Source organism: Synechococcus sp. RC10A2, assembly GCF_047502605.1.
Genome location: NZ_JANSHP010000019.1, coordinates 66,847 through 91,079 on the forward strand (window position 1 = coordinate 66,847; position 24,233 = coordinate 91,079).

25 protein-coding genes and 1 pseudogene are annotated in these 24,233 nt (G+C 60.7%); 12 read left to right on the forward strand and 14 right to left on the reverse strand.

All coding sequences use genetic code 11. From position 1 onward, the window contains the following. Positions 1-32: 32 nt before the first annotated feature. The 3 genes from tenA to NW848_RS01920 all read right to left on the reverse strand — a co-directional run bounded on the left by tenA (position 33) and on the right by NW848_RS01920 (position 2,790). Positions 33-692 carry a thiaminase II gene (gene tenA, locus NW848_RS01910; RefSeq protein ID WP_414508626.1) on the reverse strand — a complete coding sequence of 220 codons (660 nt, stop codon included), beginning with the start codon at positions 690-692 and terminating at the stop codon, positions 33-35. 207 nt (positions 693-899) lie between these two features. Then, the gene (locus NW848_RS01915) at positions 900-1,925 is read right to left on the reverse strand and encodes a long-chain acyl-[acyl-carrier-protein] reductase (protein WP_011429322.1); all 1,026 of its coding nucleotides are present in this window, start codon (positions 1,923-1,925) and stop codon (positions 900-902) included. 133 nt (positions 1,926-2,058) lie between these two features. Then, on the reverse strand, positions 2,059-2,790 hold the full coding sequence (locus NW848_RS01920) for an aldehyde oxygenase (deformylating) (RefSeq protein ID WP_414402320.1): 732 nt from the start codon (positions 2,788-2,790) through the stop codon (positions 2,059-2,061). Positions 2,791-2,985: 195 nt separating this feature from the next. Between NW848_RS01920 and NW848_RS01925 the strand changes: the two genes are divergently transcribed. Next, a complete protein-coding gene (locus NW848_RS01925; protein WP_011429325.1) occupies positions 2,986-3,297 on the forward strand; it encodes a hypothetical protein in 312 nt (103 codons plus the stop codon). A 7-nt stretch (positions 3,298-3,304) separates the two neighbouring features. Here the strand turns inward: NW848_RS01925 and NW848_RS01930 are convergent, their stop codons facing one another. Then, positions 3,305-3,799: a pentapeptide repeat-containing protein gene (locus NW848_RS01930; RefSeq protein ID WP_414402321.1), complete on the reverse strand. Its 495-nt coding sequence runs from the start codon at positions 3,797-3,799 to the stop codon at positions 3,305-3,307. Between the two features lie 194 nt (positions 3,800-3,993). On the opposite strand from NW848_RS01930, the gene NW848_RS01935 reads away from it, so the two are divergent. Both NW848_RS01935 and atpD read left to right on the forward strand, forming a co-directional pair. Continuing rightward, positions 3,994-4,302: a gas vesicle protein GvpV gene (locus NW848_RS01935; RefSeq protein WP_240527746.1), complete on the forward strand. Its 309-nt coding sequence runs from the start codon at positions 3,994-3,996 to the stop codon at positions 4,300-4,302. A gap of 374 nt (positions 4,303-4,676) precedes the next feature. Further along, positions 4,677-6,110, forward strand: coding sequence for a F0F1 ATP synthase subunit beta (atpD, locus tag NW848_RS01940; RefSeq protein WP_011429328.1), 1,434 nt, complete (start codon positions 4,677-4,679; stop codon positions 6,108-6,110). 10 nt (positions 6,111-6,120) lie between these two features. On the opposite strand, the gene rppA is transcribed toward atpD, so the two are convergent. Beyond that, positions 6,121-6,861 carry a two-component system response regulator RppA gene (gene rppA, locus NW848_RS01945; protein WP_011429329.1) on the reverse strand — a complete coding sequence of 247 codons (741 nt, stop codon included), beginning with the start codon at positions 6,859-6,861 and terminating at the stop codon, positions 6,121-6,123. Positions 6,862-6,864: 3 nt separating this feature from the next. Next, positions 6,865-7,776 carry a 16S rRNA (cytidine(1402)-2'-O)-methyltransferase gene (gene rsmI, locus NW848_RS01950; protein WP_099812486.1) on the reverse strand — a complete coding sequence of 304 codons (912 nt, stop codon included), beginning with the start codon at positions 7,774-7,776 and terminating at the stop codon, positions 6,865-6,867. An 88-nt stretch (positions 7,777-7,864) separates the two neighbouring features. On the opposite strand from rsmI, the gene NW848_RS01955 reads away from it, so the two are divergent. Both NW848_RS01955 and cbiB read left to right on the forward strand, forming a co-directional pair. Next, a complete protein-coding gene (locus tag NW848_RS01955; protein ID WP_011429331.1) occupies positions 7,865-8,317 on the forward strand; it encodes an Rrf2 family transcriptional regulator in 453 nt (150 codons plus the stop codon). A 22-nt stretch (positions 8,318-8,339) separates the two neighbouring features. After that, positions 8,340-9,329 (forward strand): adenosylcobinamide-phosphate synthase CbiB, encoded by a 990-nt coding sequence (gene cbiB / locus NW848_RS01960; RefSeq protein WP_099812485.1) that lies wholly within the window; start codon positions 8,340-8,342, stop codon positions 9,327-9,329. A 282-nt stretch (positions 9,330-9,611) separates the two neighbouring features. On the opposite strand, the gene NW848_RS01965 is transcribed toward cbiB, so the two are convergent. The 4 genes and pseudogenes from NW848_RS01965 to NW848_RS01980 form a co-directional block, all read right to left on the reverse strand. Further along, positions 9,612-9,896 carry a hypothetical protein gene (locus tag NW848_RS01965; RefSeq protein ID WP_011429333.1) on the reverse strand — a complete coding sequence of 95 codons (285 nt, stop codon included), beginning with the start codon at positions 9,894-9,896 and terminating at the stop codon, positions 9,612-9,614. After that, complete coding sequence (locus NW848_RS01970) at positions 9,893-10,408, reverse strand: thylakoid membrane photosystem I accumulation factor (protein ID WP_228375408.1); 516 nt, start codon at positions 10,406-10,408, stop codon at positions 9,893-9,895. The genes NW848_RS01965 and NW848_RS01970 overlap by 4 nt, the downstream gene beginning before the upstream one ends. Before the next feature lie 126 nt (positions 10,409-10,534). Beyond that, entirely contained in the window at positions 10,535-11,242 is a 708-nt protein-coding gene (locus NW848_RS01975) for a ribulose bisphosphate carboxylase small subunit (RefSeq protein ID WP_414402327.1), read from the reverse strand. Next, positions 11,240-11,617: pseudogene (locus tag NW848_RS01980) on the reverse strand (AAA family ATPase); the annotation flags it as partial. The gene NW848_RS01975 and the pseudogene NW848_RS01980, both read right to left, overlap by 3 nt. A gap of 362 nt (positions 11,618-11,979) precedes the next feature. Between NW848_RS01980 and NW848_RS01985 the strand changes: the two are divergent. Further along, a complete protein-coding gene (locus NW848_RS01985) occupies positions 11,980-13,434 on the forward strand; it encodes a cation:proton antiporter (protein WP_414402328.1) in 1,455 nt (484 codons plus the stop codon). Position 13,435: 1 nt separating this feature from the next. Here NW848_RS01985 and NW848_RS01990 read toward each other — a convergent pair whose 3' ends face one another. After that, on the reverse strand, positions 13,436-14,026 hold the full coding sequence (locus tag NW848_RS01990) for an FHA domain-containing protein (RefSeq protein WP_011429337.1): 591 nt from the start codon (positions 14,024-14,026) through the stop codon (positions 13,436-13,438). 105 nt (positions 14,027-14,131) lie between these two features. On the opposite strand from NW848_RS01990, the gene NW848_RS01995 reads away from it, so the two are divergent. From NW848_RS01995 to NW848_RS02010, 4 genes are all read left to right on the forward strand, one after another. Continuing rightward, the gene (locus NW848_RS01995) at positions 14,132-14,350 is read left to right on the forward strand and encodes an NAD(P)H dehydrogenase subunit NdhS (RefSeq protein WP_011429338.1); all 219 of its coding nucleotides are present in this window, start codon (positions 14,132-14,134) and stop codon (positions 14,348-14,350) included. 30 nt (positions 14,351-14,380) lie between these two features. Then, on the forward strand, positions 14,381-15,115 hold the full coding sequence (locus tag NW848_RS02000) for a low-complexity tail membrane protein (RefSeq protein WP_011429339.1): 735 nt from the start codon (positions 14,381-14,383) through the stop codon (positions 15,113-15,115). A 121-nt stretch (positions 15,116-15,236) separates the two neighbouring features. Beyond that, complete coding sequence (locus NW848_RS02005; RefSeq protein ID WP_011429340.1) at positions 15,237-16,037, forward strand: hypothetical protein; 801 nt, start codon at positions 15,237-15,239, stop codon at positions 16,035-16,037. Positions 16,038-16,189: 152 nt separating this feature from the next. Then, positions 16,190-16,444, forward strand: coding sequence for a DUF2949 domain-containing protein (locus tag NW848_RS02010; RefSeq protein ID WP_041438079.1), 255 nt, complete (start codon positions 16,190-16,192; stop codon positions 16,442-16,444). 340 nt (positions 16,445-16,784) lie between these two features. Here NW848_RS02010 and NW848_RS02015 read toward each other — a convergent pair whose 3' ends face one another. The 3 genes from NW848_RS02015 to NW848_RS02025 all read right to left on the reverse strand — a co-directional run bounded on the left by NW848_RS02015 (position 16,785) and on the right by NW848_RS02025 (position 22,760). After that, positions 16,785-19,985, reverse strand: a complete 3,201-nt coding sequence (locus NW848_RS02015; RefSeq protein WP_414388759.1) for an efflux RND transporter permease subunit — start codon at positions 19,983-19,985, stop codon at positions 16,785-16,787. A 67-nt stretch (positions 19,986-20,052) separates the two neighbouring features. Next, positions 20,053-21,360, reverse strand: a complete 1,308-nt coding sequence (locus NW848_RS02020) for an efflux RND transporter periplasmic adaptor subunit (protein ID WP_099812481.1) — start codon at positions 21,358-21,360, stop codon at positions 20,053-20,055. Between the two features lie 170 nt (positions 21,361-21,530). Beyond that, positions 21,531-22,760: an RNA-guided endonuclease InsQ/TnpB family protein gene (locus NW848_RS02025; RefSeq protein WP_414402322.1), complete on the reverse strand. Its 1,230-nt coding sequence runs from the start codon at positions 22,758-22,760 to the stop codon at positions 21,531-21,533. Between the two features lie 50 nt (positions 22,761-22,810). On the opposite strand from NW848_RS02025, the gene tnpA reads away from it, so the two are divergent. Both tnpA and NW848_RS02035 read left to right on the forward strand, forming a co-directional pair. Further along, entirely contained in the window at positions 22,811-23,215 is a 405-nt protein-coding gene (tnpA, locus tag NW848_RS02030) for an IS200/IS605-like element ISSoc6 family transposase (RefSeq protein WP_011429345.1), read from the forward strand. Positions 23,216-23,437: 222 nt separating this feature from the next. Then, a complete protein-coding gene (locus NW848_RS02035) occupies positions 23,438-24,217 on the forward strand; it encodes a hypothetical protein (RefSeq protein ID WP_041438081.1) in 780 nt (259 codons plus the stop codon). The last annotated feature ends 16 nt before the right edge of the window (positions 24,218-24,233 follow it).

Sequence of the window (24,233 nt, forward strand, 5' to 3'; positions counted from 1 at the left end):
CGACCTTGCTGAGCCGCCAGGCCCGGCGGGGATCAGGCGGGCTGCCAGGTTTCCAGGCGGTAGGCGCTGTCCCAGAACAGCCATTCCAGGCGAGAGGCGGTGACAAAAGCAGCCGTCATCTTCTCCCGCGTCGCCGCTGTGGTCTGCGTAGCCAAGGAGTCGGTGATGTCCAGGGCCTGTTGCACCACCTGGGCAAATTCTTCCCCGGCATAGGTGTCGATCCATTGTTGATAAGGATTGTTGGGCTTGGCGGTGCGGTAAATGGCGGATCCCACCTCACGGTAAATCCAGAAGCAGGGCAGCACAGCGGCCATGGCCACCTCGTAGGGATCCAAGGCAGCCCCAGCCAATAGAAAACGGGTGTAGGCGAAGCAGGCAGGAGCGTAGGTTGTCTCCGGCTGGATGTCGTAGAGGCGAAAGTAACTCTCGTGCAGGCTGCGCTCGGCCACAATGGCCCCCAGGGCAAAGTTCAAGAAACTCACCACCCGCTCAGCCCCCTCGGAACGGGCCCCGATCAAGGCAAGGGCGCGGGCAAAATCGGTGAGATAAAGAGCATCCTGCTGCAGATAGAACTGAAAGCGCTGCCGCGAGAGGCTGCCTGCGGCCAGCTCTTGGTTAAAGGGGTGATCCAAGATCTGTTGGTAGATGGGCTCGATCGTCTGCCAGAGGTGGGCGGTAAAAGATTGAGACATGGTGGCTCTCTCGCGGCGTTTCTGGGGTTCTTTTCAACTGATTGAGATCTCTGGGTGTGGGGGAAACTCTTTGGGTGCCCTGTGGCCGGAAAGTTGGACGTGAGTATCTCGATTCCAGATCCCTACCCCCGCTAGGGCGGGGATCTCCTTGTCTCAGATTGCCCCTCCTCTGAGTTACCGCTTTTCAGGGGGTCAGCCCAGCTAAACCTAGGCTTCGGGCATAAGGGGACGGAAGCCGTGCTTGCGGGACAGTTGCCCGATTAAATCCAGCTTTTCTAGGGTGATCAAGTTGCGGCCCCAACTAAAATTGGTGTACAGGCCCTCGAACTCCAGGAGCATCGCCTCGGCAAAGCAGGCGAAGAGCTGGCGGGCCGGGTTGGCCACATTCAAAAATTGCATAATATTCCACTCGATATCGAGAGAGTGTTCCACCATGCCGCCGTCGATCACGTACAGCCCCTTGCGCTGCAACTTGGAGGCGATGTTTTTCGGGTAGCCACCGTCGATGATCACGCAGGGATCCGGAAGCACCTGAGGATCGAGGGTCACTCCTTGGCTCATGCTGGCCACCCAGACGATGAAATCGGCGCGGGGCAAGGCCTCTTCCAAGGAACAGACCTCCCCTTTTTTAAGTTTGGCCTGCAGCTCTTCCAGGCGTCGCCGCTCGCGGGCTATCAACAGCAATTTGGCCGGGGAAGTGTGGGCTACCAACCACTGGCAGATGGCACTACCGATATCGCCGGTGGCCCCCACCACGGCAACTGTGGCAGCTGCCAAATCCATGGCGTAGCGCTGGGCCGCCGCCTGCAATTGCTGACAGATGATATAGGCCGTGTGGGTGTTGCCGGTGGTAAAACGCCGAATTTCCAGGTCGATGTTGCGCACCCGCCTGAGGGTGTCGAGGCGAAAATTCTCGAAAATAATGCTGCTAAATCCTCCCAGGGTGGTGATGTTCAAGCCGCGCCGCTGCGCCAAGGCCATCGCATTCAAAATCTTGCGACAGGCCGCCTTCACCCGTCCCCCCGCCAGCATTTCCGGCAGGAAACAGGATTCGACGTACTGGCCATAGATTTTTTGGCCCGTGATGCTGGTCACCACGATCTCGTCCACCACCTGAGGCGGAGCCATGCACCAAAATTCCAGGTCGCTCTCCGCATATTCGGAATACCCCAGCTTATCTGCCACCCGTTTTGCGTGGGCCAGGCTGGTCAGGTGCCCGATCAGGCCGAACATAGATGCTCACTCACTTCGATACTTAACTTTATGAGCTCCATCCGGATCCCATCAAAACATGTCCGCACCCAGAGAGGGTAGGGAGCGTTCCAGCCAGGCCGGAAAACCAATCGGCAGGCAGAGTTGAGTTGCGTCAGGCGGCCCGCAGACCCTGGGCCGAGAGGCGCATTACCTCGCGGGTGTTGAAGCCGATGCTGGCCAGGGCCTCGCCGTAGGCGATCATGAAGTCTTCTACAATGGCCTCGGGATCCATGTAAATGGCTTCCACATCCGCCTCTACCTGCTGCAGCATCTGCCGAACTAGAGGCAGATTTTGGGCGTTGGCTGCTTCGATCTGGGCTTTAACCTCGGCAAAGTGCTCGCCCAGCCAGCGCTCCCCAAAATTGAGGTGCAGATACTCGTCCTTAACTACCCCCTCGGTGATCTTGCGGGCAAAGTCATCGGCAACCGGGATGTAGATGTTGTAGGCGGCAATGGCAAAGCACTCGATGATCAAAGACTGAATGACAAAACAGGAGACCAGATCCCCTGCCGCTGCAGCGCTTTGGAAATTGTCCCGCAAGGGCGCGAAAAAGGCGCGGGCAAACTCCACATCGGGTTCCACCTGCAGGTTTTTGCCGCAGGCCTGGAAGCCTTTCATGTGGCGCAATTCCATCTTGGCCAGCTTGCGCAGCTCCTCTGCAGCTTCCGGCAGCATTTCGGCCAGCTTGAGGTAGTTGTCGTGGGCTTCTTGTTCGCCTTCGATAACAATACCGTTGATGCGGGAGTAGGCCTGCCGATACCTTGGGCTGCTGTAGTCTAGGGCAGTGCCGCCCCCATCAGTGGGGGACGGGGGGGTGTTGGGCAGGACGTTCGCTGGGGCCATACTCGTGCATCTCCTTTTGTAGTTGTAGATTGTTGTGAACCGCTTCGCCGGCCCTTCAACAATCCTGGCGCTTGCCACTAAATTGTTCCTCTACTCAGAATAGCCTCAGGTGGTGCGGAATTCATCGGATCCCTTTTGCCCAGGGAGGCAAGCCTGTTAGGGTGAGTGCTCAGGTGCCGTTGAGGAGCCGGGGGTATGTCTGCTCTTGGGGAGGGCCTGAATCAGCTGCGCCAGTTGCTGGTGGATCTGGAGGAACAATCCCTCGATCAGCCGATTGGCAGCGCCGAGGAGGTGTTGCAGGCAATCGAGATGGCGACGGCTTTTGAGCTGTTCGAGGCGGAAAGCAGCCGTTTGCTGCTGCAGATTGTGGCCAATCTCTGGGATCGGGTACGCCAGCACGATCTGTCGGCGCAGGAGATCGAGGCGGTGGCAGAGAAGCTGCGGGCGGTGGGCTATACCGATGCCGAGATCCAGGAGATCTTGGATCTGGAGCCTCAGGACAACTAGCCGCAGGCTAGGCGGAAACCATGCCCAACTCGGTGGGAGCGACATCTGCTTCTAGGTGAGTGGCCGTGTCGTAACAGGCTCCCCGCAGGTTGGCAAGCTTGAGTTTACAGCCGCTGAGGTTGGCCCCTTTCAGGTTGGCGCCGCTGAGGTTGGCCCCCGCCAGGTCTGCCTGGCTGAGATCGGCACCACTCAGGTCGGCTGCGGTCAGGTTGGCGCCGCGCAGGTTGGCCCCTTGCAATCGAGATCCCTGCAATTTGGCCTTTTCTAGATTGGCCAGGCGCAGGTTGGATCCCTGCAGATCGGCTTGGCTGAGGTCGGCGCCGCTCAAGTAGGCCCGCTCCAGGTTGGCAGCGGCCAGTTTGGCCTGCTGGAGGGTTGCTCCGCCCAGGTCGATCCCGGCCAAGTCGGCACCGGCCAGGTCAGCTTCGGCCAATTGGCTGTTGCTGAAGTCCCGCTCGCCGCTGCCATAGCGCTGCAACAGTTCCGCTGCGGTTTCGACCATTGCTTTTCCCCATCCTAGACAAGTCGGATCCTACCGAGGAACAGGGTTGCCGCCAAGGGCGCACATCCTCCAGGCGGCGCCTATCAGCCATGCCTCCAGATCCGAACATCTGCCAAGGCCATCAGCCCTCTTGCCTGCGAGAGCGCGCTAGGATGGGCGCAACGCCCTTTTCTCTGGATCCCATTTGTTCTGTTATGAGCTTGCCCCGCGTGCCCCGCTCCCGGCCCCGCCCAAAGTTACGCTCGATCCCTCGCCGCAAAACCGAATCGGCTCTCTATGCCGAGATGCAGCAGCTCACTGTGGAAAAGCAGCGGCTCAACCAGGAATTGGAGTTCATTCAGGAACGGCAAGGGCAAATTCAAGCAAGGCTCCGGGAAATCGAACAAGCGCTACAGCGTTTTCAGCAGGAGGCAGAGAGCTTTCGGGATCCCGCCGCTGCTCGAGAACCGGGCACTGGCCGCTTCTCCTCCTCCCGTTTCCCGCCGATGACCTTTGAGTACTGAGCCAGTTCCCTGCCGAGTGGGGAAGCCAAAGCCATTGCCAAAGGAGCAAAAAACTGGGTTTAGAGCCCCGTTCTGTCCTTTGGGACGGCCTTGTGGTACCTTTTGTATGGCGGCATGGGTAGTCAACCGCTTCAAAAACCCAGTAGTCTAACCCCTAAGACATTAGCTAGGGTTTTGTATTGGCCTTGAAGCGGTACCCTTGGGCAGAAGAGAACCGAGCCGCGAGACCGAAGTCCAGGGGTAGACCTGTTGGCTTTTGCTACCGGGATCCAGCCGCCCAGTCCGAGATCTTCTCATGGCCCATTCTGAAACTCCCATCCGGCATCGCTGAGTCCATAACTGCAACTGAGTACACAAGGAGCTGAGCCTCGACCATGGTTACTGCCACCGCTACTGCGACCAACGTTGGCTACATCACTCAGGTCATTGGACCTGTGATCGACGCCGAGTTTCCCAGCGGCAAGCTGCCTGAAATCTACAACGCTCTCAAGGTGGAGGCGACGACCGAAAGCGGATTGAAGGTCAAAGTCACCTTTGAGGTGCAGCAGCTTTTGGGGGATAACCGCGTGCGGGCCGTGGCCATGTCTTCTACCGATGGCTTGGTGCGGGGCATGCCAGTGGTGGATACAGGTGCCCCGATTACCGTGCCGGTGGGCGAGGCTACCCTGGGTCGCATTTTCAACGTGCTGGGGGAGCCAGTGGATCAAGGAGAGCCGGTGCAAGCCAAGGAGTTTGCCCCCATCCACCGCAGCGCGCCGCCCTTTGTGGAGCTGACCGTCAAACCGGAGCCCTTTGAAACCGGCATTAAGGTGATCGACCTGCTGGCCCCCTTCAAGAGAGGTGGCAAGGTGGGCCTGTTTGGCGGCGCCGGCGTCGGCAAGACGGTGCTCATCCAGGAGCTGATCCACAACATTGCCGAGGAGCACTCCGGCCTATCGGTGTTTGCCGGCGTGGGAGAGCGCACCCGCGAGGGGAACGACCTCTACAACGAGATGAAAGAATCGGGGGTGCTGGACAAAGTAGCGCTGGTGTACGGCCAGATGAACGAGCCGCCGGGCGCTCGTATGCGGGTGGGCCTGACCGCCTTGACGATGGCGGAGTACTTCCGCGACGTCAACAAGCAGGATGTGCTGCTGTTTATCGATAACATCTTTCGCTTTGTGCAAGCTGGCTCGGAAGTGTCGGCGCTGTTGGGCCGCATGCCCTCGGCGGTAGGCTACCAGCCCACCTTGGCCACGGAAATGGGCAACCTGCAGGAGCGGATCACCTCCACCAAGCAGGGATCCATCACGTCGGTGCAAGCGGTGTACGTGCCCGCCGACGACCTGACGGACCCGGCGCCGGCGACGACGTTTGCCCACCTGGATTCGACGGTGGTGCTGTCGCGCAGCCTGGCGGCCAAGGGCATCTACCCGGCGGTGGATCCCCTGGATTCTTCGTCCACCATCTTGCAGGCAGACATTGTGGGCGAGGAGCACTACAACACCGCTCAGGCGGTGAAGCAAACGCTGCAGCGCTACAAAGAGTTGCAGGATATTATCGCCATTCTGGGGTTGGACGAGCTGTCGGAAGAGGACAAGCTGGTGGTGGCCCGCGCCCGCCGCATCGAGCGCTTCCTGTCGCAGCCGTTCTTTGTGGCCGAGGTCTTCACTGGCTCGCCTGGCAAGTACGTGAAGTTGGAGGACACCATCAAAGGCTTCCAGCGCATTCTCTCCGGAGAACTGGATCATCTGCCGGAGCAGGCTTTCTATCTGGTGGGCACCATCGAGGAGGCCATCGAGAAGGCGGAGAAGCTCAAGTCCAAGTAATCCCTCACCCTCAGCCCCTCTCCCAGGGGGAGAGGGGGGTTGGCGGCTGCTGAGGATCCTCGGCCACAGGCCCGAAGCGGTAGCCTTTGCCATAGACGGCGTGGATCAACTCGGGGGAGCCGGGCAGACGGAGGCGGCGCCGCAGCAGGCGCACCTGAGCAGCCAGGACGTTGCTGCTGGGGGGATCCTCGCCGGCCCACACCCGCTCGTAGATCTGCTCGTGGGTGAGCAACTGGCCGGGGTGGGCCATGAAGTACTCCAGCAGGCGGAACTCTTTTTGGGAGAGGTGGATCATCCGTCCTTGGCGGTAGGCCACTTGGTTCTCCCGATCCAGCTCTAGGTCTCCAATTTGCAGGCGAGGGATCCCTTCGCCGGGGCCGGCAGCCCGCCGCAAGAGGGCTCGCACCCGCGCCAGCAGCTCCCGCAGCTCGAAGGGCTTGACCAGGTAGTCGTCGGCGCCGGCGTCCAGCCCTTCCACCCGGTCGTCGAGAGTATCTTTGGCGGTCAGGAAGAGGATGGGGGTGGCGCGATCTACCTGTCGCACCTGTTGGCAGAGGGAGAGGCCGGACAGGCCCGGCAACATCCAGTCCAGTACCAGCAAGTCGTAGGGTGGGGCTGGGGGCTTCTGCAGCAGCTCCCAGGCGCTGTTTCCCTCGTAGGCCACGTCCACGCTGTGGCCCTCTCGCCGCAGGTGCTGGGCCAGGGAATCGGCCAGCTCCACTTCGTCGTCCACCAACAAGATGCGCGCCATGCTCTAGGATTCTGTCTCGTCGTCGCTTGCCGGAGGGGCCAGGGAGGGAGGGGGCTCCAGTTGTAAGCAGAGATCGTAAAGGCGGCGCCGCGTCCACAGGGGGGATCCCTGGAAGCGCCGGGCCAGTTGGCGGCTGGCAGCGGAGCGGGGAAGGCCCTCGGCCAGCAGGCGGGCCAGCTCCTGGCGAACTTCCGCTTCCGAGGGGGAGGTTTCTTCGCCCTTTTCGGAGGCAGGCCGCCCCTCTAGAACAAGGGTGAACTCCCCCCGCGGCGGCTGGGCGGCGCAGTGCTCCAGAGCGGCGGCCAGGGATCCCCGCCAGAAGGACTCGTGCAGCTTGGTCAGCTCGCGGGCCAGCACGATCTGCCGCCGGGGGCCGCAGTGAGCCAGGAGATCTTGCAGGGTTTGCTGCAGGCGATGGGGGGCTTCGTAGAGAACGACGGTGCGCTCTTCTTGGGCCAGTTGTTGCAGACGGGCTTGTCGTTGGCTGGCTTTGAGCGGCAAAAACCCCTCGAAGACAAACCGCCCTGTGGCCAGCCCAGAAGCAGCCAAGGCGGCCACTGCCGCTACCGGGCCAGGCACCGGGATCACCGGGATCCCAGCTTGGATACAGGCGCGCACCAGTTCCTCTCCTGGATCGGAGATGGCGGGTGTGCCGGCATCGCTGATTAGGGCCACCGACTGCCCTGCCGCCAGATACTTGAGGATTTGCGGGATGCGCTGGGCGGCGTTGTGCTCGTGGTAGCTGATGAGGCGGGCGGAGATCTGAAAGTGTTTAAGAAGCTGGCCGGAGTGGCGGGTGTCTTCTGCCGCCACCCAGTCCACTTCCCGTAGGACTCGCAGCGCCCGCAGGGTAATGTCTTCGCGGTTGCCGATAGGGGTGGCCACCAAGTAGAGGCTGGCGGTGGGGCGCTCCATCTCGACAAGGCCAGAGCTAAGCGGGTACTGCTTTCCAGGTTAAGGGATCCCTGTGGCAGGATCGGGGAAGATTGGCGGGAGAAAGCAGGTGCGCCTGACCACGCGAGCTACCTATAGCATCCGGGCTTTGCTGGATCTGGCGATGCTTGGCCAGGTGGCCTCGGTGCGGGCCATTGCCGAGCGACAGCAGATCCCGGCCCCCTATCTGGAAAAGCTGTTGATCGAGCTGCGCCAGGCTGGCTTGGTCTGTTCGCAGCGCGGGGCGCAGGGGGGCTACCGGCTGGCACGGGCACCGCGGCGGATCCCAATTAGCGCCATTTTGGCGGCGGTGGGAGAATCTCTGGATCCTCTCCCGGCTGAGAGGGCAGGGGCTCAGCAGGAAGGCTCTGCGGATGGGCTGGACTGGGTAACGGAGGCCCTCTGGCGGCGGATCGCCCAGCGGGTGGAGCAGGTGTTGGAGGAAACAACTCTGGAAGATCTCTACTTCGACGCCCGCAGTTGGCAGGCAGCCCAAAGTCAGGGGGGAGGGTTTGTGGTCTGATCGCGCCTGCGGGAGGGAGACCTTGCTGTTTTTTCCGAGTCAGCCAGCCGCTCCCCTGGTGCTGGCGGCGGCTTTGGGTCTGGATTACTGGTTGGCAGATCCCTGGGGGTGGCCCCATCCGGTGCGGGTGATGGGGGCGGTCATCGCCTGGGGCCAGAGTTGCATTCTCAGGCGCTGCCCAACGCCGGCGGCCCAGCGCTGGGGCGGGGCAGCTCTCACCCTGGCGCTGCTGGCGGGATCCTACGCGGCAGGCTGGGGGCTGATCGCCGTTGCCCAGGCTCTCCATCCCTGGGCAGGGATCCTGATGCAGATCATCCTGATGGCCAGTTGCCTAGGGGGGCGCAGCCTGCGCTTTGCCGCCTTGGAGGTGTTGGATCCCTTGGAAAAGGGGGATCTGCCGCAGGCCCGCCAGCGCCTAAGCCGCTACGTGGGCCGGGATACGGAGCACCTGACGGAGGCGGAGATCTTGCGAGCGGTGGTCGAGACGGTAGCCGAGAATACCCCCGACGGGGCGACGGCCCCTTTGTTCTATGCCTTTTTGGGAGGGGCGCCCTTGGCTTTGGCCTACAAAGCCAGCAGCACGCTTGATTCGATGGTGGGCTACCGCCATGCCCCCTTCACCTACCTGGGCACGGTGCCGGCCCGCTGTGAGGATGGGCTGACCTGGCTGCCCTGTCGCCTGACGGTGCTGACCCTGGCCCTGCTCAGCGGGGATCCCTGGGGATTTTGGCAGCGCTGTCGCCGCGACGGGCGGGCGGATCCCAGCCCCAATTCGGGGTGGAGCGAGGCGGCCTTTGCCTGGCGGCTGCAGATCCAGTTGGGAGGCACCAATTTCTATCGCGGCATCCCCAAAGAGAAGCCCAAGGTGGGGATCCCGGCTCGTCCCTTGAGCCCCCAGGTGGTGCGGGAGAGTCTGGGGCTGCTGAGGCAGGTTCTGGGGGTGTGGGGAAGTTGGATGGTGGGAGTAACTCTAGTTCTCAACTCTCCTCTCCCTCTAGGAGAGGGGTTGTAAACTACTCCAGACTAAAGTCAGGAGCTTTTAGTAGCCCTGCAGTCGGCAAACCGACCGCGGACCTCTGGGCTGGTTTACAGCAGCCCCAATCGACCGTTCCCAGTGCCTTAAAAGCCGTTTCTGGTGCCCGCAACACTAGGATAATTCAGAAGCAGCTAAAGCTGCCTAAGCCGAACAGAGGCAGAAAAGGCGAGGTCTTGCAGTCAAAACTGAACGGTCTGGAGCGTCGCATGCGCATGGGAAGGAGCTCCGGGATCCAAGGGCTTTTAATCTTAACGGGTGCTAGCTCAGCGCCCAGCGCTGCAGGGCAATGCCGAGGAGCAGGCCCAGGCCGCCAAAACGCAGCACCTGCCAAAAGGTGGCAGGAACGGGGTTAAACACTTCCAACAGGTAGGCTTGCAGACGTTGTTCCAATTGGCTGACTTCCGCCTGGATTTCAGCCCAGTGTTCGGGGGAGAGCTGGGATAGGCGCTCCAGCTCGCGCAGGTCGGCCAGCCGCGCTTGCAAGATCTCGAGCTTGGCTTGCAGAGCCTCAAGGGAATCGGGGGAATCGGGAGGAGCGGTCACGGCTGCGCCTCGGCTGGGGGGGCGGGGGAACGGGATCCGGCAAACCCGGTTTGGATCTCGTTGAAGGGTTTGGCTTGGATCACCCCTGGGGGGACGGGATCCAACTGGAAGAGGGCGCGAATGGCGTTTTCCACTTCGGTGATGGGGCGGTTGCCAATGGATTGGTAGACGAGGTTGCCCTGGGAGTCAAAAAGCAGGGTCTGGGGGACTTGGCCGCTGTAGTATTGGCCACGCTCATCCCCAGGCAGGAGGGAATCGACAGAATAAGGAATGAAATAGACTCCCCAGCCATAGCGAACTTGCAGGTTGGCCAGGGTGGCTGCGTATTTTTTGCAGTCGCTGCTGTCGTCGATGTAGTACACCAGCAGGGCCGGGATCCCTTGTTCTTTGGCCTGTTTCAGGGAGACACGAGGGGGGATCATGCCGCCGTTGGAGCCATAGAGGGCAAAGATGTTGCCGTCGTAGCGGTCGTCGTTGAGGAGAGCATGGGCAGGCGGAGACAACCAGCCCATTAACACGACGCACAAAGCTACCAGGAGAAGACGCAGCCACAGCATGATTCAAAACAGCATGATCCAGGGAGGATTGTCGGGCAGAGGGGAGGCTCTCTCATTGTGCCATTTTGCCCCGGTTCAGTCTCAGGGGCGGTGGATGATGGCCTCGACCCGCCGTTGTTTTTTCACCGGATCTACGCCCACCAGCCGGATGTAGTCCTTGGGAAAACGGCTGAGGCACTGCTCGACAGCCTGACAGGCAGCGGCCCATTCTCTCAGGTGGGCAACTCCACACTCCTGCCAGGAATGAACGCGGTAGCGGCGCGGATCCGCATGCTCCACCAGGATCTCATAGCCTTGGGCCAGGATCTGGCGAAGCTGGGCCTGCACGTCTGGGTTGAGGGAAACTGGGGCAGGATCGGCCGAGTTGGCAGCCACAGGAGGAGGGGATGGCGGGGAAGCGGGGGGCGGCTCTTGAGGAGCGGAGCGCCGGAGGCCAAGGTATTCCTCGGAGAGGCGACGGGCTTCTACTTGGTGTTGCTCGGCTTTGAGCTGGTGGCCGGCCTGGATCAACTGCTCCAGAGAAAATCGCGGTGGCGGAAACTGGGGGGCGCCCTCTTTGCTTTTGAGCAGGCGAAAGGCAATCCCTTCCAGGCCGACTTCTTGGATAAATTGCCATACCTGCTCGTCGTAGAGCTGGGCGCGCAGGGCGCCGAAAAAGTCGATGGCCTGCTCGGGAAAGGCGTCCACCAGGCGCTCAATCTCCTCAAGAGACAGCCCGTCGGCTTGAAAAATGCCGTGAACGATGTGGATGCGGTCGGTGCGGCTGGGCTCCCAGTAGAACTTGCGCATGCGCCCATCGCGGATGAGGGGGGCATAGAGGGTGGAAAAGTCGTTGCCGGTGGCGATGATGGGCACCCGCGGCAGGGGCTTGGGATCGTAGCTGCCGGGAAGCTGCACGTTGGTGGGGTTGTCGGCGATGTTCATCAGGGTGGCGCTCACCAGTTGGGTGTTGACGGTGTACTGGGTCATGCTGTTCAGGCGACCGGCGCCGGCATCCAGGTCGTTGATCATCAGCACGGCCATCTGGCCAAATTTGCGGATGTGCTCGGCAGCTTCACGGTAGCGCAGGCGAATCATACGGGCGGGATCCCCGGCGTCGGGACTTTCCAGCTCGCCCCCCGAGATGTGGACGGCATAGACCTTCATGCGCTCAAAGATGAGGTTGCATTGGGATGTAGTAGCTCATCGGTGGGCCTTAGCTTGGTTGCGAGAGTTTCTATTTCCTCCATTGTCGTTCTGGGAAGTTGGCCCCTGCCCCTCCTCGGCCCAATTCTCGGCGGGCAGCAGGGACAATACTCCAGATAAGTGCTAATTATCTGGACTATCGGCAAGGGGAAAGAGTGCCCACATGGGCGTTGCCATGGGATTACGCGGGAGGTTAGTTTTTGTAACAGTCTTCCGGCAGGGCGACCCCAGAGATGGCAACACAAGCTTTTCTGGCGCTCTGGTCAGGCCGGCTTAGACGAAAAGCTGTCCATCTAAGTAAGGGTGAGATCTTGCTGTTGAATTGCCTAAGCTCTGTGTTGCTGGCTGTCGAAGCCGCCGCTCCCGTCGAGGCGCCAGGGGGAGACAACCTCTCTTCCTTGATCTTGGTGGCGGTGCTGCTGGCCTTGGTGGTCATCTACTTGGCCAGCCGCGTTGGCGGAGAAATGGCCGTTCGCCTGAGTTTTCCCCCCGTGCTGGGAGAGTTGCTGGGAGGGGTGTTGGTGGGCGGTTCTGGCCTGGGGTTACTGGTTTTTCCCGAAGGGCCGCTTTCTGCCGAGGCGTTGCCTACCTTGGCCCAGTCCTCAGCTCTGATGCAGATTCTGCAGGCCACCGCGGGTCTTGACAAGGGATCCCTGGTGCAGGTGTTCTCCTCCCAAAGCCAGATCATCGACATCCTCTCGGAGATGGGGGTGGTTATCCTTCTCTTTGAAATTGGTCTTGAGTCGGATCTGGGGGAACTGTTGCGGGTTGGCCCGCAGGCGGCGGCCGTGGCCGTTATTGGGGTTGCTGTGCCCTTTGCGGCGGGAACACTGGGCCTGCTCTACCTCTTTCACGTGCCTGTCATCCCTGCCATCTTCGCCGGGGCGGCTCTGACGGCAACCAGCATTGGCATCACCGCCCGCGTCTTGGCCGAGCTGCAAAAACTCACCTCCCTCGAAGGGCAGGTGATCATCGGCGCCGCCGTCCTGGACGACGTGTTGGGCATCATCATCTTGGCGGTGGTGGCCAGCTTGGCCAAAACCGGAGAGGTTGACGTCGCCGATGTTGGCCTCATCGTCGTCAGCGCTGTCGTCTTTCTCGTCGGCTCTATCGTCTTGGGGCGACTCCTCAGCCCCTACTTTGTGGCTCTCCTCAACAACCTGAAAGCCCGCGGCAACCCCCTTTTGCCCGCTCTGGTCTTGGCTTTCTTGTTGGCCTACGTAGGGCAGGTGATCCACCTGGAGGCGATTTTGGGCGCTTTTGCCGCCGGCCTAATTCTAGGGGAAACCGACAAGCGCCAGGAGCTAGAAGAACAGATCAAGCCCGTTTCCGACCTGCTGGTGCCCATCTTCTTCGTCTGCGTCGGGGCCAAAACCAACCTCGCCGTGCTCAACCCCACCCTCCCCGCCAACCGCGAGGGGCTGATCATTGCCGTCTTCTTGGTTAGCGTTGCGATTGTGGGCAAGCTGGCCGCCGGCCTGGGGGCGTTCGGCAAGCCGGACATCAACCGCTATGCCATCGGCGTGGGCATGATCCCGCGCGGCGAGGTGGGCCTGGTGTTTGCCGGCGTGGGAGCGGCCAGCGGGGTTCTCTCCGAGGCTCTCGACGTCAGCATCATCGTCATGGTGATCGCCACCACCTTTATCGCCCCCCTCTGGCTGCGGGGAGTATTGATCGGGGAAGTAGACTCTCCTCCTTCTCTCCTGGATCTGCAGGCAGAAGCATCAGAGCAAGACCGCGTCGAAACCCCATCAGCTCGCTCAGACTCAGAGCAGGTGGGCATTCCTGAGAGTTGAATCACCTCGACTTTCTCCCCAAACGTCCCCAGAGCGTCTGGAACAGCAGCCACAGCGGGTTGCGACGGCGGGATCCCACGTCTTCAACCTTCTCCGCCCTCTCCTGTTGGGGCAAAATCACCCGCATCGAGGGCGGGTCAAACCGCTGCATCGTTGTGGAGCGCCGATCCACCACCTCCGCCTTTAGGCTGCGAAAGCTGACAGACTGGAGATACCGCTGAAACTCTTCGTTCGACAACTGGCGAATGCAATACTGCATCCGCACCTGATCCCCCAACTGGATCTGATCCCCATCCTTGAGATCCCAGCTCAGACATTTCTGCCCGTTTACTGAGATGCCATTGGTGCTGCGCTTGCCTTCGATATTGCCGTCCAACAGCCGGTAGGTGTAGCCACCGCCTTTTTGCGGCAGCCGCAAGAGCAGCGCGTGCTGCCGAGAAACCGCCGCCGAATGGACGACAATGGCGTTGCTGGGATCCCTGCCGATGGAATAGGTGGCGGCACTGAGGGCCACAGCCCGCCGTCCCTGCTCGTCATCGATCACCAGCACATGCCAAGTCTGGGAGGGGGAAGACGCTGGGTCAGCAGGCATCGTTTGGGGTTGGCTTTGCCAGAGAAAGGTTCGGCAGAAGAAGGGCCTTCCTTCATAATGATAGGATAGGGCTTAGCCACCCGCGAGGAATCGTAAACAGCCGCCATGACTGCAACTCCCTCCCTTCTTCAGGAACTTCCCCCCATCTACCCTGGCGTGGCCGTGCGGGTCATCAATCCCAACGATACCTACTACCTCTTTGAAGGACAAGTACAGCGGGTTACCGACGACCATGCCGCTGTCCTCTTCGAGGGGGGCAACTGGGATAAATTGGTTACCTTCCGCCTTTCGGAATTGGAAGTGGTGGACAAGTCCCGCCGCTAGCTCCGCTCCGCTTTCCTCTAGAACTTCCCCATGCGCAGCCATTGGCAGGAACCTTTCCTTTGGATCCATGCCGCCGGGATCCTCCTCTTCCCCTTGTGGATTGGGCTAACCGTCATTGGGTTGGCCACCGGGGATCCTCTCCTGTCGGTGGGAGTAGAGCAGGCCGCAGTGGCCGTGGCGGGCATTGGGCCAGTCTTTGCCATGCAGTGGCGCAAGCCCTTCGATGTCTTCAGCCTGTGGGTGGCCGCCGTTCCTCCCGAGGAACTCACCCCCGACCAACGCCGCATCTTGGCTGCCTTCCTCAGCCCCGAACACAAGATCTTGACGCTATTGGCGGCACTCCTGCTGCTGGAAGTCTTTGAGCGCCTCTACGACTTCGCCCCCCTCTTTGCCCCCCTCACCCCTGGCAACGGCACCCGTCTGGCCGGCCTGGCCATAGCCGCCTTCGGGTTTTGGGGGGCCAACCTGTTCTTGCAGATCCCCCTTGCTGCAATACGGGTACTTCTCCTCAGCGAGCCGGAGCTGGCCCAACTGGATCCCATCCCTGCTGAGGAGATCGAGAGCCGCTTCTCCGTTGTTGGCGATCGCCACACCCCGCTGTTGCAACGGCTGCTGCGCCGGATTGCCGCAGTCCCATCGCAGGCACAAAAAGATGGAAATCAGAGACTCGACTGTAAAGTAGAAGTAGCCGAAGCTGCCGGCTCAGATGCCGAATCCGAAGGACGGGAGGCTGCCACACCGGAAACGACCCCTGACTTCACTTAGACAGGTTGCTGGGACGGATTTCTACCCCAAAGAAACTGCAGCTCGATGCTAGAGTGGATGGGATCCAGACTGTTGTCTGACCATCGGCGTTCTCCTGATCTTCGAGGCTACCGCACCGGCAATGGCGAGCAACTTTTCCTTCCGCTTTAAACAGTTCACCCAACGCCTCAGAGAAACCACCCAGCTTCCCCAGTTTTTCACCGAGCAAGCCACCAGCGAAACCCAAAACCTCGCGCGGGAGTTGGCATTGGTTGGGGAATACGCCACCCAGCTCAGCCAGGTGGTGATGGAGGTGGACTTCCTCAACCAGCTCTACACCCGTCTTTTGAACGAGCGGGAAGTGCTGCAGCAGGAAAAAGACAACTTAGAAGCGCGGGTCTTCGAGTTGCAGCAGGAGCGCAACGAGACTGAACCCCAAGTGATGTACCTACGTGAACAACTGAGCCAGGCCGCCTTTCAACTGGAGCAAACGCAAAACCGCGAGCGCAGCCTCAGCGAGCGGGAACGGCAACTGTCGGAGATCGTGGCCCAACTGGAGCGCCGGCGGGCTGTGCTCAACCAGGCCATCGAAAACCTCACCAACCAAGAGGCCGATTACACCGTTCGCAACAAAGAGCTAGAGGCCGTCATCAAAGATAACGAGCGCAAAGCCAAGCAATACCTAGAAGCCGCCAACCACTACCGGGCGTACTTGGAAGAGCTGAACGCCCAGATACAGGAAGCTCAGGCCAAGCTGAGGAGCCTCGGTGTTGAGCCCAAACCCGCCGACCTGCCGCGGCTTGAGGATATGGAAAAGCCAACTCCCATCCCCACGCCGCCGCCCTCTACTCCCATCGGCTACCCACCACCCCAACAGCCTCCTCCACCCCAGTCGGGCGGCTACTGGTCGGACAGCCCCTTCGATGACGATCCCTGGAGCTAGGGGCTATCCCAACAGCGCTTGTAAGTCAGCTCTGCGGCAAAGCTCAGTGCCCTCTGCCCTGAGCCGCCTTGGGAGAGCTGAGGGAGACGCGTACCCTAAAGAAGAGATCCACAGTAGGGGATCCAGCGTCCAGTTACACCCAAGCCAGACCTATGGAACTGACTGTGCCGGATTTGCAAGCCCTCAGCCAATGGGATCGGCAGTTCTGCCGCTTTGCCGAGCAGCAACAGCTCCTCAAGCCCAAACAACTGGCCTTGGCCCTGAAGATCCAGCGGCAGCAGCACGGCCCCCTGGCCTTGATCCTCTGGCAGTTGGGGTTTGTGGGCCTGCAGCACTTGGCGCAGTTTTGGGAGAGAGTATCTGGCGACGCTGACCCGGAGCTGCTCCAAGACAAGGCCTTCGGCTGACAAAAAGGGTGACTGCTGCCGTCTGTTTTCCTGGCCGAGGAGCGAGACTGCAGTATGGCCTTTTCGGACTCCACCGTCACTCATCCTGAAAGTCCTGTAGCGGTGAGCTGCGGCTCCCTTCCTGCAGCGCCGCCCGCCCCCCAGCCACCATCGGGTGAATCTTCTGGTTAGCTGACCTGTTGTACTTGGCCGACTGCCGCTTGCGTAAGCAGAAGAGGGAAAGACAGCACTCTGCACCGCTCCTGCAAGAGGGTGGCTGGGCGCTCTTTCAGCGTGGTTGGCCTACCAACCCTGTCGCTGGAAAAAGCTGGAATCCACAGCCATAGGTTTTGCCCTGCAATCAAGTCGATTCTTCCGGCAACAGACCCTTGGGATCCTCCGGCGGCGGCAGATGGGCCAGATCCCCACGGGATTCGCTCCCCAAAACTCGCGCCTGGATTCTCTTGATCACGACATAGAGCACCGGCACCACCAGCAGGCTGAGCAGGGTCGAGACGAACATACCGCCGATAACAGCCGTGCCCAGAGACTGGCGGCTGGCAGCCCCGGCGCCACTGGCCACGGCCAGCGGGAAAATCCCCAGGATCGTGCTCAGGGCCGTCATGAGGATGGCGCGGAAACGGGTCTCCGCCGCCTGGATCGCGGCCTTGACCAGCGGGATCCCCTGGGCAACCAGTTGGTTGGCAAACTCCACGATCAAGATCGAGTTCTTGCTGGCCAGACCGATCAACATCACCAGCCCCACCTGGCAAAAGATGTCGTTGGCCAGGCCCCGCAGCAGTTGGGCCGAGAGCGCCCCCAGAACCGCCAGCGGCACCGCCAGCAGAATGATCAAGGGATCCACATAGCTCTCAAATTGGGCCGCCAGCACCAGGAAGACGAACACCGACCCCAAAGCGAAGATCAGCGGCGCCTGTCCCCCCGACTCGATCTCTTCCAAGGACAGGCCCGACCACTCGAAGCCAAACCCCTGCGGCAGCAAGCGGGCAGCCAGACTTTCCATAGCCCGAATGGCTTGCCCTGAGCTGAAGCCCGGCAGCGGGCTGCCCTGGATCTCCGCCGAGCGGAAGAGGTTGAAGTGGTTGATGATTGCAGGGCCGGTGGTCTCCTCCACCTGAACCAGGGTGCTCAAGGGCAAAAGCTGCCCCTGCCCACTGCGCACGTAGAACTGGCCGATACGTTCGGGGCTGCCCCGGAAAGCCTGATCCGCCTGCACATAGACCCGGTAGTTGCGGTTGAACAGGTCGAAATCGTTGACATAGGTGCCCCCCAACAGGGTCTGCAGCGTGCCGAAGACCTCGGCCAGCGGGATCCCCAGCACCTGGGCCATGTCCCGATCCACCTTGACCTGCAACCGGGGGGAGTTGGCGTTGAAGGTGGGCGGGTTAATCCGCACGCCCAGGGGGGGTTGGCCCGGCGGGGGCGGCGCGTTGCCCACGAAGAAAAGCGTGTTGGCCGTCTGCTGCAGCAGGTTGAAATCGTTCACCCCCCGATCCTGGAGCTGGAAGGTGAACCCGCCCGTAACCCCCAAATCGGGAATGGCTGGCGGCAAAATCGGGATCACCAACGAGCGGCTGATCCCGCCCAAAAAGGGCCCGAACAGCCGGTTGACAATCGCCTGCGCCGATTGTTCCGGTCGCCGCCGCTCGTCCCAGGGCTTGAGGGTGGCGAAGATTAACCCGTTCCCCGGCGAGGGCCCGGTAAAGCTGAACCCCCCCACGATCACCTGGTTTTCGATTTCCGGGATCCCGTCCAAAATGGCGCTGGCCTGCCGGATGACCCGGTCGGTGTAATTGAGAGAAACCCCCGGCGGCCCCTGGATGATGGTGATGAAAAAGCCCTGATCCTCATCCGGCACAAACCCGGTCGGCACGACCTGGAACAGCCAGTAGGTGAGGCCCAGACAGGCGACAAACCCCGCCACCACCAGCAGCCGCAGCTTCACCACCAGCTCCAGGAACCGACGATAGGCGGCGCGGATCCCTTCCACGGCCCGGTCAAACCAGCGCAACAGCCAAAACATCTGCTCCGAACGGGGGCGGATCAGCAGCGCCGACAACGCCGGAGCCAGGGTAATGGCATTGAAGGTAGACAGCGAAACCGATACGGCAATGGTGACGGCAAACTGCCGGTAGATGCGGCCACTGGTGCCGGGAAAGAACGCGATTGGCACAAACAGGCCCAACAGCACCAGCGTCGTGGCGATCACCGCCCCCAGGACCTCGTTCATCCCCGCCGAGGCCCCCTGCAGAGGCCGCATGCCGCGGTCGCGGATGTAGCGGGAGATGTTCTCCACCACCACGATGGTGTCGTCCACCACCAGGCCGGTGGCCAAGGTGAGGCCGAACATGGTCAGGGTGTTGATGGAAAAGCCGAACAGGCGCACAAACGCAAACGTCCCCAGCAGCGCCACCGGGATCGTGACAGTGGGGATGAGAGTGATGCGCCAATCCTGCAAAAAGATAAACAGCACCAGCACCACCAGGACAATAGCCTGCAGCAGGGTGAAGATCACCTCCTGCACCGACTCCGTAATAAACAGCGTGGCGTCGAAGGCGATCTCGTAGATCAAGCCGGGCGGGAAGCTACGGGAGAGCTCCGCCAACGTCTGCCGCACCTGCCGCGACACCTCCAAGGCGTTGGCATCCGGCTGCTTGGTGATGGCGATCCCCACCGCCTCCTGGCCGCCGATGCGGAAGAACGTATCGTAACTTTGGGCCCCCAGCTCCACCCGACCCACGTCGGCAATGCGCACCAAGCTGCCGTCGGGGCTGGCTTTGAGCACAATTTGGGCAAACTCCTCCGGCTGCGACAGCCGCCCCGTGGCCTGGACGCTGATCTGAACCTCCTGATCCGGGGGGCTGGGCTGGCTGCCGATCTGTCCGGCAGGCACCTGGATGTTTTGCTGGCGCACGGCGTTCACCACATCCAGCGCCGTCAGCCCATAGCCGGCCAGCCGCGTCGGATCCAGCCAGATGCGCATGGCATAGGTGCGCTCCCCGAAGACGATGACATCGCTGACGCCGCGAATGCGCCGCAGGGCATCGCGCACGAACAGCTCGGCGTAGTTGCTCACAAACAGCTCGTCGTATTCCCCTGCCTCTGAGCGCAGCGCCACCACCTGCACAAAAGCGCTATCGCCGGCCTTTTCTACACTAAGGCCGTTTTGGATCACCTCTGCCGGCAGCCGCGCCTGCACCCGTGCCACCCGGTTTTGCACATCCACAGCCGCCGTGTCCAGATCCCGATCCGGGCTGAAAGTGACGGTGATCTGGCTGGTGCCGTTGCTGCTGCTCACCGAAGAGATGTAGCGGATGCCCTCGACGCCGTTGATCTCCTGCTCCAGCACATTGGTTACCGCCGTCTCCACCGTCTCGGCATCGGCTCCAGGGTAAACGGCGGTCACCCTCACCGCCGGCGGCGCCACCTGCGGGTAGTAGTCCACCGGCAATAGGGGAATGCTCACCGCTCCCACCAGCACAATGATGATGGAGCAGACGCTGGCAAAAACAGGACGGCGAATGAAAAAGTCGACAAACATAGGCCAGGGATCCGCGTAAGGAGTAGAAGGGGATGACCAAGTTGGGAAACCGCTCAAGAGGACAAATCTAGGGCGGGGATCCAGGCGGTCTCCCCTCCCCTTGCATCCTCTGCTGCAAAAGCACCTCATCGACAATCGGGGCGCCATCGCGGATTTTTTGCAGGCCGCTCAGCACAATCGGCTCGTTGGCCTTCAGCCCCTCCAGCACCTCGTAGCTGTTGCCGTAGAGGGATCCCAGCCGCACCGGCCTTTGCACCGCCACCGCCCCGGGGGGCTTGCCCTCCTCAGGTGGCTCTGTCGTCTGCACCGTGTAGACAAAGGTTTGGGCGCCCAGACGGGCTACCGCCGTTGCCGGCACCAGCAAAGCTGGCCGCTCCTCCCAGAGGATGCGGGTTCGCACAAACTGGGCTGGTCGCACCAGCGGGCCGTAGGCCTTGCGCAACTGGCCGGCGGGGTTCTCCAGCAGGGCCTTGGCCAGCACCGATTGCGTGCTGGCATCGGCTTCAGGCGCGATGAAAGAGATTTGGCTGGTGCCGATCACCTCGCCGCGGCTGTCCAAGATCTGCACCGGTGTGCCGATGCGCAGGCGGGGGGCCTGCTGCAGCGGGATATTCAGGTTCAGCTCCAGCGCCTGGGTTTGGGTCAGGGTGGTCAAAACCGTCTGGGGCGTCACATAGTCCCCCTGCCGCACCAACACTTCCCCGACAATACCGGCAAAGGGAGCCGTGACCTGGAAAAACTGCAATTGCACCTGCTGCCGCTCCGCCTCGGCCCGGGCCCGCTCCACCTCCCGCTCTGCCCGCACAATGGCCGCCTCTTGGGCCCGGATCTGCTCCTGTTGCGCCGCCAAGGCCGCCTCCGCCTGGCGCAGATCGCGGCTGGACTGATCCACTTGCGCCTGGCTGATGGCCCCCTCGGCCAAGAGGCGCAGGTTGCGCTGGTGTTGATCCCGGGCGAACTCCGCCGCTGCCTCCAGCCGCAGGCGATCCGCCCGCAATTGGCTGAGCACGGCTCGGCTGCTCTCCAGGTTGGCCTGAGCCGCCGCGATCCCGGCCGCTTGGCCGGCCACCGCCGCCTGTTGTTGCCGGCTGTCGATGGCAAACAGAGGCGCCCCGGCAGAAACCTGGGATCCCAGCCGCACGAACACCTGGGTCACCTGGCCGCTCACCTGGGGCCGAATACTGGCCACCTGCTGGGATCCGAGGCTGGCGATGAACTCCGACGTCTCCTGAATGAGCCGTTCTTCCACGGCGCCGATGGCCACCGGTGTCGGCTGGCCTTCTCCACTCTCCATGCCGCGAGGGGGCCCGCCGGGCCGACAGGCAGCCAGGAGCAAAGAAAAACCCAACAGCGGCAGAACTGTTCGCAATCGCATCCTCAACCTGCTCCCCCAACGAGCACCCAAACAGAGGGATCCCCCATCTGCATTGGCTCAACCAACCAAGGTAATGAGCCTGTGCCTTCCTGTGCCTGTGCAAAAGCGCTGGCCATCCTTCCCAATCCAGAACTAAGTTGACACTCCCGCCGCCTGAAGGCGGGGGATTCTTACGCAGTCCACAGAAGGACCCGTAACGGCGTTGTCAAAGCGCCTCTAGACAGTTCCTTAAGGCAAAGCCCCAAGGTTCTGCTGACTTTCTTAAGCAGGTTGGCGGCAGCATTTGCCTCAGCGTTGACCAACCACCCCTTTGCCGTTTGGTACAGGCCCCGCTTGACACGCTTTCCAGAGGGTCTCCACCCGTCGGGTTTTTCACCATAATTAGGTAGCTCATCTCCATCTAGGAAGCTCGCCTGCGAACTGTACACCTCCTCCGCCTCGATAAACTCAATGCCATAGTGCTGACATAATTCCGCAATACGCTCCTTTAACCAACCTGTTGGAATTAAAACTAAACCGCATTCTTGCTTTTGTTCTTTGTTCCAACCAAAGATGATTCTCCCAATCGAGTGGTGCAAACAGAAGTCAATGACCTTGCGCGCAGCTTTGTGAATTGCATCTCGCATCCTCCGGCTTCTTTTTTCCGTAATTCGCTCAAGTTTCTGCGACCAAAACCCCTGCGGCTTGTCAGTCTTAAGCCTAGCCACCTCCTTGTTGTACCACTGGTTAAAGGATTTGACTTTGCGTCCGTCAATGATGAAGCTATGCCCTAAGTTGCTAACGCACGTAAGCCAGTTGTTTACTCCGTGGTCAATTGCTAGTACCTTTTTTGGATCCAGCGATTGCGGTTGAGCGGGCTTAGCATAGATCCACTCCAAGTAGAACACCCCATGCCTGGGCAGAATTCTTAGCTCCTTAATATTTTTCCAATCTAAGTTGGTAGGAAATCGTATCCAGAAAGCGTCTATCCCAAACCAAGCTTTGACCTGGTTGCCGAGTGGCACTCTGACTCTTCCTTCTTGGAACTTAAGCCACTTCTTCGGGTATGCTACCGTGAACATTCCCTTCTTACGGTAGCGCGGTAGGTTTGGTCTTAAGCTAATCTCTTCTTGCAAGAAAAGTTTCAGCTTTGTCTTAAAACTACTTATTAGTGCCTCAGCTACAGACTTACACGTCTGTTGTGCGGCGGAAACATACATTGCGATAAAGTGCTTGTTTTTGGTTCTCACCATTTCAGCGCAAAGCTCACCATAGCTTGCCAATCGCTTTGTTTTGAAATAGACTTGTCGCGCATAGTACAAAGCGCAGTTGTACACCTTATTAGACTGTTGACACAAGTACTCTAATACGGGGAGTAGCTCCCTGTCCCTGACGAGAACCTGCTGACAGCCGTACCCCATACTTGTTGGTAAGTGGCATGATAACTGCAGTCTAACATAAGTAAGCAACAATGCGAGAGGGAAGCCAACGGTACAATCACTACAACCATGCTGTGGGGCTAGCGGTTGTTCGCCTCGTTTTTTGCCCAAAGAGAAGGAAAAAGGTCTTGGTAGGAGAAGTCAGGAACAGGTTGTTTGAGCTATGGCAGGAGCTGTCTAGCGAGAAGGGTTGGCATGTGAGAGCGATTGAAATAGCTCCAGACCATGTCCACCTGTTTCTTGAGATTAAGCCTACCGACCCAATTCATCTTGTGGTAAAAGCATTCAAAGGTAGAGCTTCCAAATATTTAAGGCAGAAGTTTCCTAACCTGCGAAAACTACCTAGCCTTTGGAGCAGAAGTTATTTTTTCTGTACTGCGGGGAATGCTAGCGCTGAGGTAATTCAAAACTATATCAATGACCCACATCATTGGTAAGCGACTAAAGTCGCTCTCGGGCTTTTCCGCCCCGCGCTAAAGTGCGAGGCTACCAAGCTATCCCTCTGTGTAGGCTTAGCCAAAAGCCCAGCTTCGGGATCCAGAGCCCCAACTGGCCGGACAACGGCCATCTTCGGCTAGACTGTTCCAAAGTTGTCGCGCAAGCAGCGGGTCTTTTGTTGCCTGGCGCGAAGGCGAGTTGCCGGGGTTAAAAAAGCTGACATGAGAACTGTGGCCGTAACCTGGTTTCGCCCACCGCAGCTTCAGCTTCGTCCTCAGCACTGGCTGTGGAGCTGCCTCGGGGCAGCAGCCATCACAGCCCTCACGGCGGCTGCCGCTTGGGCGCGGCCGGTGTTGGAAGTGCGCATGACCATGGGCTTGCCCATCAGCCCCAACTACTGGTACCTGGTGGCCCTCAGCCGGGCCGGCAGCCCCGGCCCCACCGCCAATCTGGTGGATCCCAATGTCCGCGTCGGGCCCAATGAGTATGCTTTTGTCCAGAACTGGGACTACCTGATCCGGGTTACCCCCCTCAACGAAGAGTCGGTCTTGCAGTCCACCATCCAGCGGTTTGGCGAGCCGGAGCGGGAGTTTGCCGTCGGCTTCAACCAGGTGCGGGTGGAGCGCCTCAGCCGCGACCGCGACACCCTCCGCTTGCAGATCGACATCTCCGAGCTAGAGGGCCTCGACGGGCGGGATCAGGATATCCAGGTGGCTCTCCTCACCGCCCGCGCCCCCTTCCGCGTCGCCCCCGAGGAAACCAACTTGGCCATTGACGCCACCCGCGGCGAGCTGCCCCACTACTACCGCCTCAGCCTCTCCAACCAGCGGCAGGTGGTCGTGGACGATCCCCAGCGCCAGGAGACGATGCGCCGCAGCCGAGAATTGATCCAACAAAGTGGCTCCGGGGCTGCCCTCAGCCGCGAGCTCATCGAGGGGGGAGCCTTGGAAATTTTGGCCGCCAACATCCTCACCTTTGAGCTGCGCCTGGTGGATCGCTAGGGATCCGCTCCCCTGC

Excerpts from the sequence above, each read along its gene's own strand:
- tenA (WP_414508626.1), bottom strand. The coding sequence starts at position 692 with ATGTCTCAATCTTTTACCGCCCACCTCTGGCAGACGATCGAGCCCATC.
- NW848_RS01915 (WP_011429322.1), bottom strand. The coding sequence starts at position 1,925 with ATGTTCGGCCTGATCGGGCACCTGACCAGCCTGGCCCACGCAAAACGG.
- NW848_RS01920 (WP_414402320.1), bottom strand. The coding sequence starts at position 2,790 with ATGGCCCCAGCGAACGTCCTGCCCAACACCCCCCCGTCCCCCACTGAT.
- NW848_RS01925 (WP_011429325.1), top strand. The coding sequence starts at position 2,986 with ATGTCTGCTCTTGGGGAGGGCCTGAATCAGCTGCGCCAGTTGCTGGTG.
- NW848_RS01930 (WP_414402321.1), bottom strand. The coding sequence starts at position 3,799 with ATGGTCGAAACCGCAGCGGAACTGTTGCAGCGCTATGGCAGCGGCGAG.
- NW848_RS01935 (WP_240527746.1), top strand. The coding sequence starts at position 3,994 with ATGAGCTTGCCCCGCGTGCCCCGCTCCCGGCCCCGCCCAAAGTTACGC.
- atpD (WP_011429328.1), top strand. The coding sequence starts at position 4,677 with ATGGTTACTGCCACCGCTACTGCGACCAACGTTGGCTACATCACTCAG.
- rppA (WP_011429329.1), bottom strand. The coding sequence starts at position 6,861 with ATGGCGCGCATCTTGTTGGTGGACGACGAAGTGGAGCTGGCCGATTCC.
- rsmI (WP_099812486.1), bottom strand. The coding sequence starts at position 7,776 with ATGGAGCGCCCCACCGCCAGCCTCTACTTGGTGGCCACCCCTATCGGC.
- NW848_RS01970 (WP_228375408.1), bottom strand. The coding sequence starts at position 10,408 with ATGGGCTGGTTGTCTCCGCCTGCCCATGCTCTCCTCAACGACGACCGC.
- NW848_RS01975 (WP_414402327.1), bottom strand. The coding sequence starts at position 11,242 with ATGCGCAAGTTCTACTGGGAGCCCAGCCGCACCGACCGCATCCACATC.
- NW848_RS01990 (WP_011429337.1), bottom strand. The coding sequence starts at position 14,026 with ATGCCTGCTGACCCAGCGTCTTCCCCCTCCCAGACTTGGCATGTGCTG.
- NW848_RS01995 (WP_011429338.1), top strand. The coding sequence starts at position 14,132 with ATGACTGCAACTCCCTCCCTTCTTCAGGAACTTCCCCCCATCTACCCT.
- NW848_RS02000 (WP_011429339.1), top strand. The coding sequence starts at position 14,381 with ATGCGCAGCCATTGGCAGGAACCTTTCCTTTGGATCCATGCCGCCGGG.
- NW848_RS02005 (WP_011429340.1), top strand. The coding sequence starts at position 15,237 with ATGGCGAGCAACTTTTCCTTCCGCTTTAAACAGTTCACCCAACGCCTC.
- NW848_RS02010 (WP_041438079.1), top strand. The coding sequence starts at position 16,190 with ATGGAACTGACTGTGCCGGATTTGCAAGCCCTCAGCCAATGGGATCGG.
- NW848_RS02015 (WP_414388759.1), bottom strand. The coding sequence starts at position 19,985 with ATGTTTGTCGACTTTTTCATTCGCCGTCCTGTTTTTGCCAGCGTCTGC.
- NW848_RS02020 (WP_099812481.1), bottom strand. The coding sequence starts at position 21,360 with ATGCGATTGCGAACAGTTCTGCCGCTGTTGGGTTTTTCTTTGCTCCTG.
- NW848_RS02025 (WP_414402322.1), bottom strand. The coding sequence starts at position 22,760 with ATGGGGTACGGCTGTCAGCAGGTTCTCGTCAGGGACAGGGAGCTACTC.
- tnpA (WP_011429345.1), top strand. The coding sequence starts at position 22,811 with ATGCGAGAGGGAAGCCAACGGTACAATCACTACAACCATGCTGTGGGG.
- NW848_RS02035 (WP_041438081.1), top strand. The coding sequence starts at position 23,438 with ATGAGAACTGTGGCCGTAACCTGGTTTCGCCCACCGCAGCTTCAGCTT.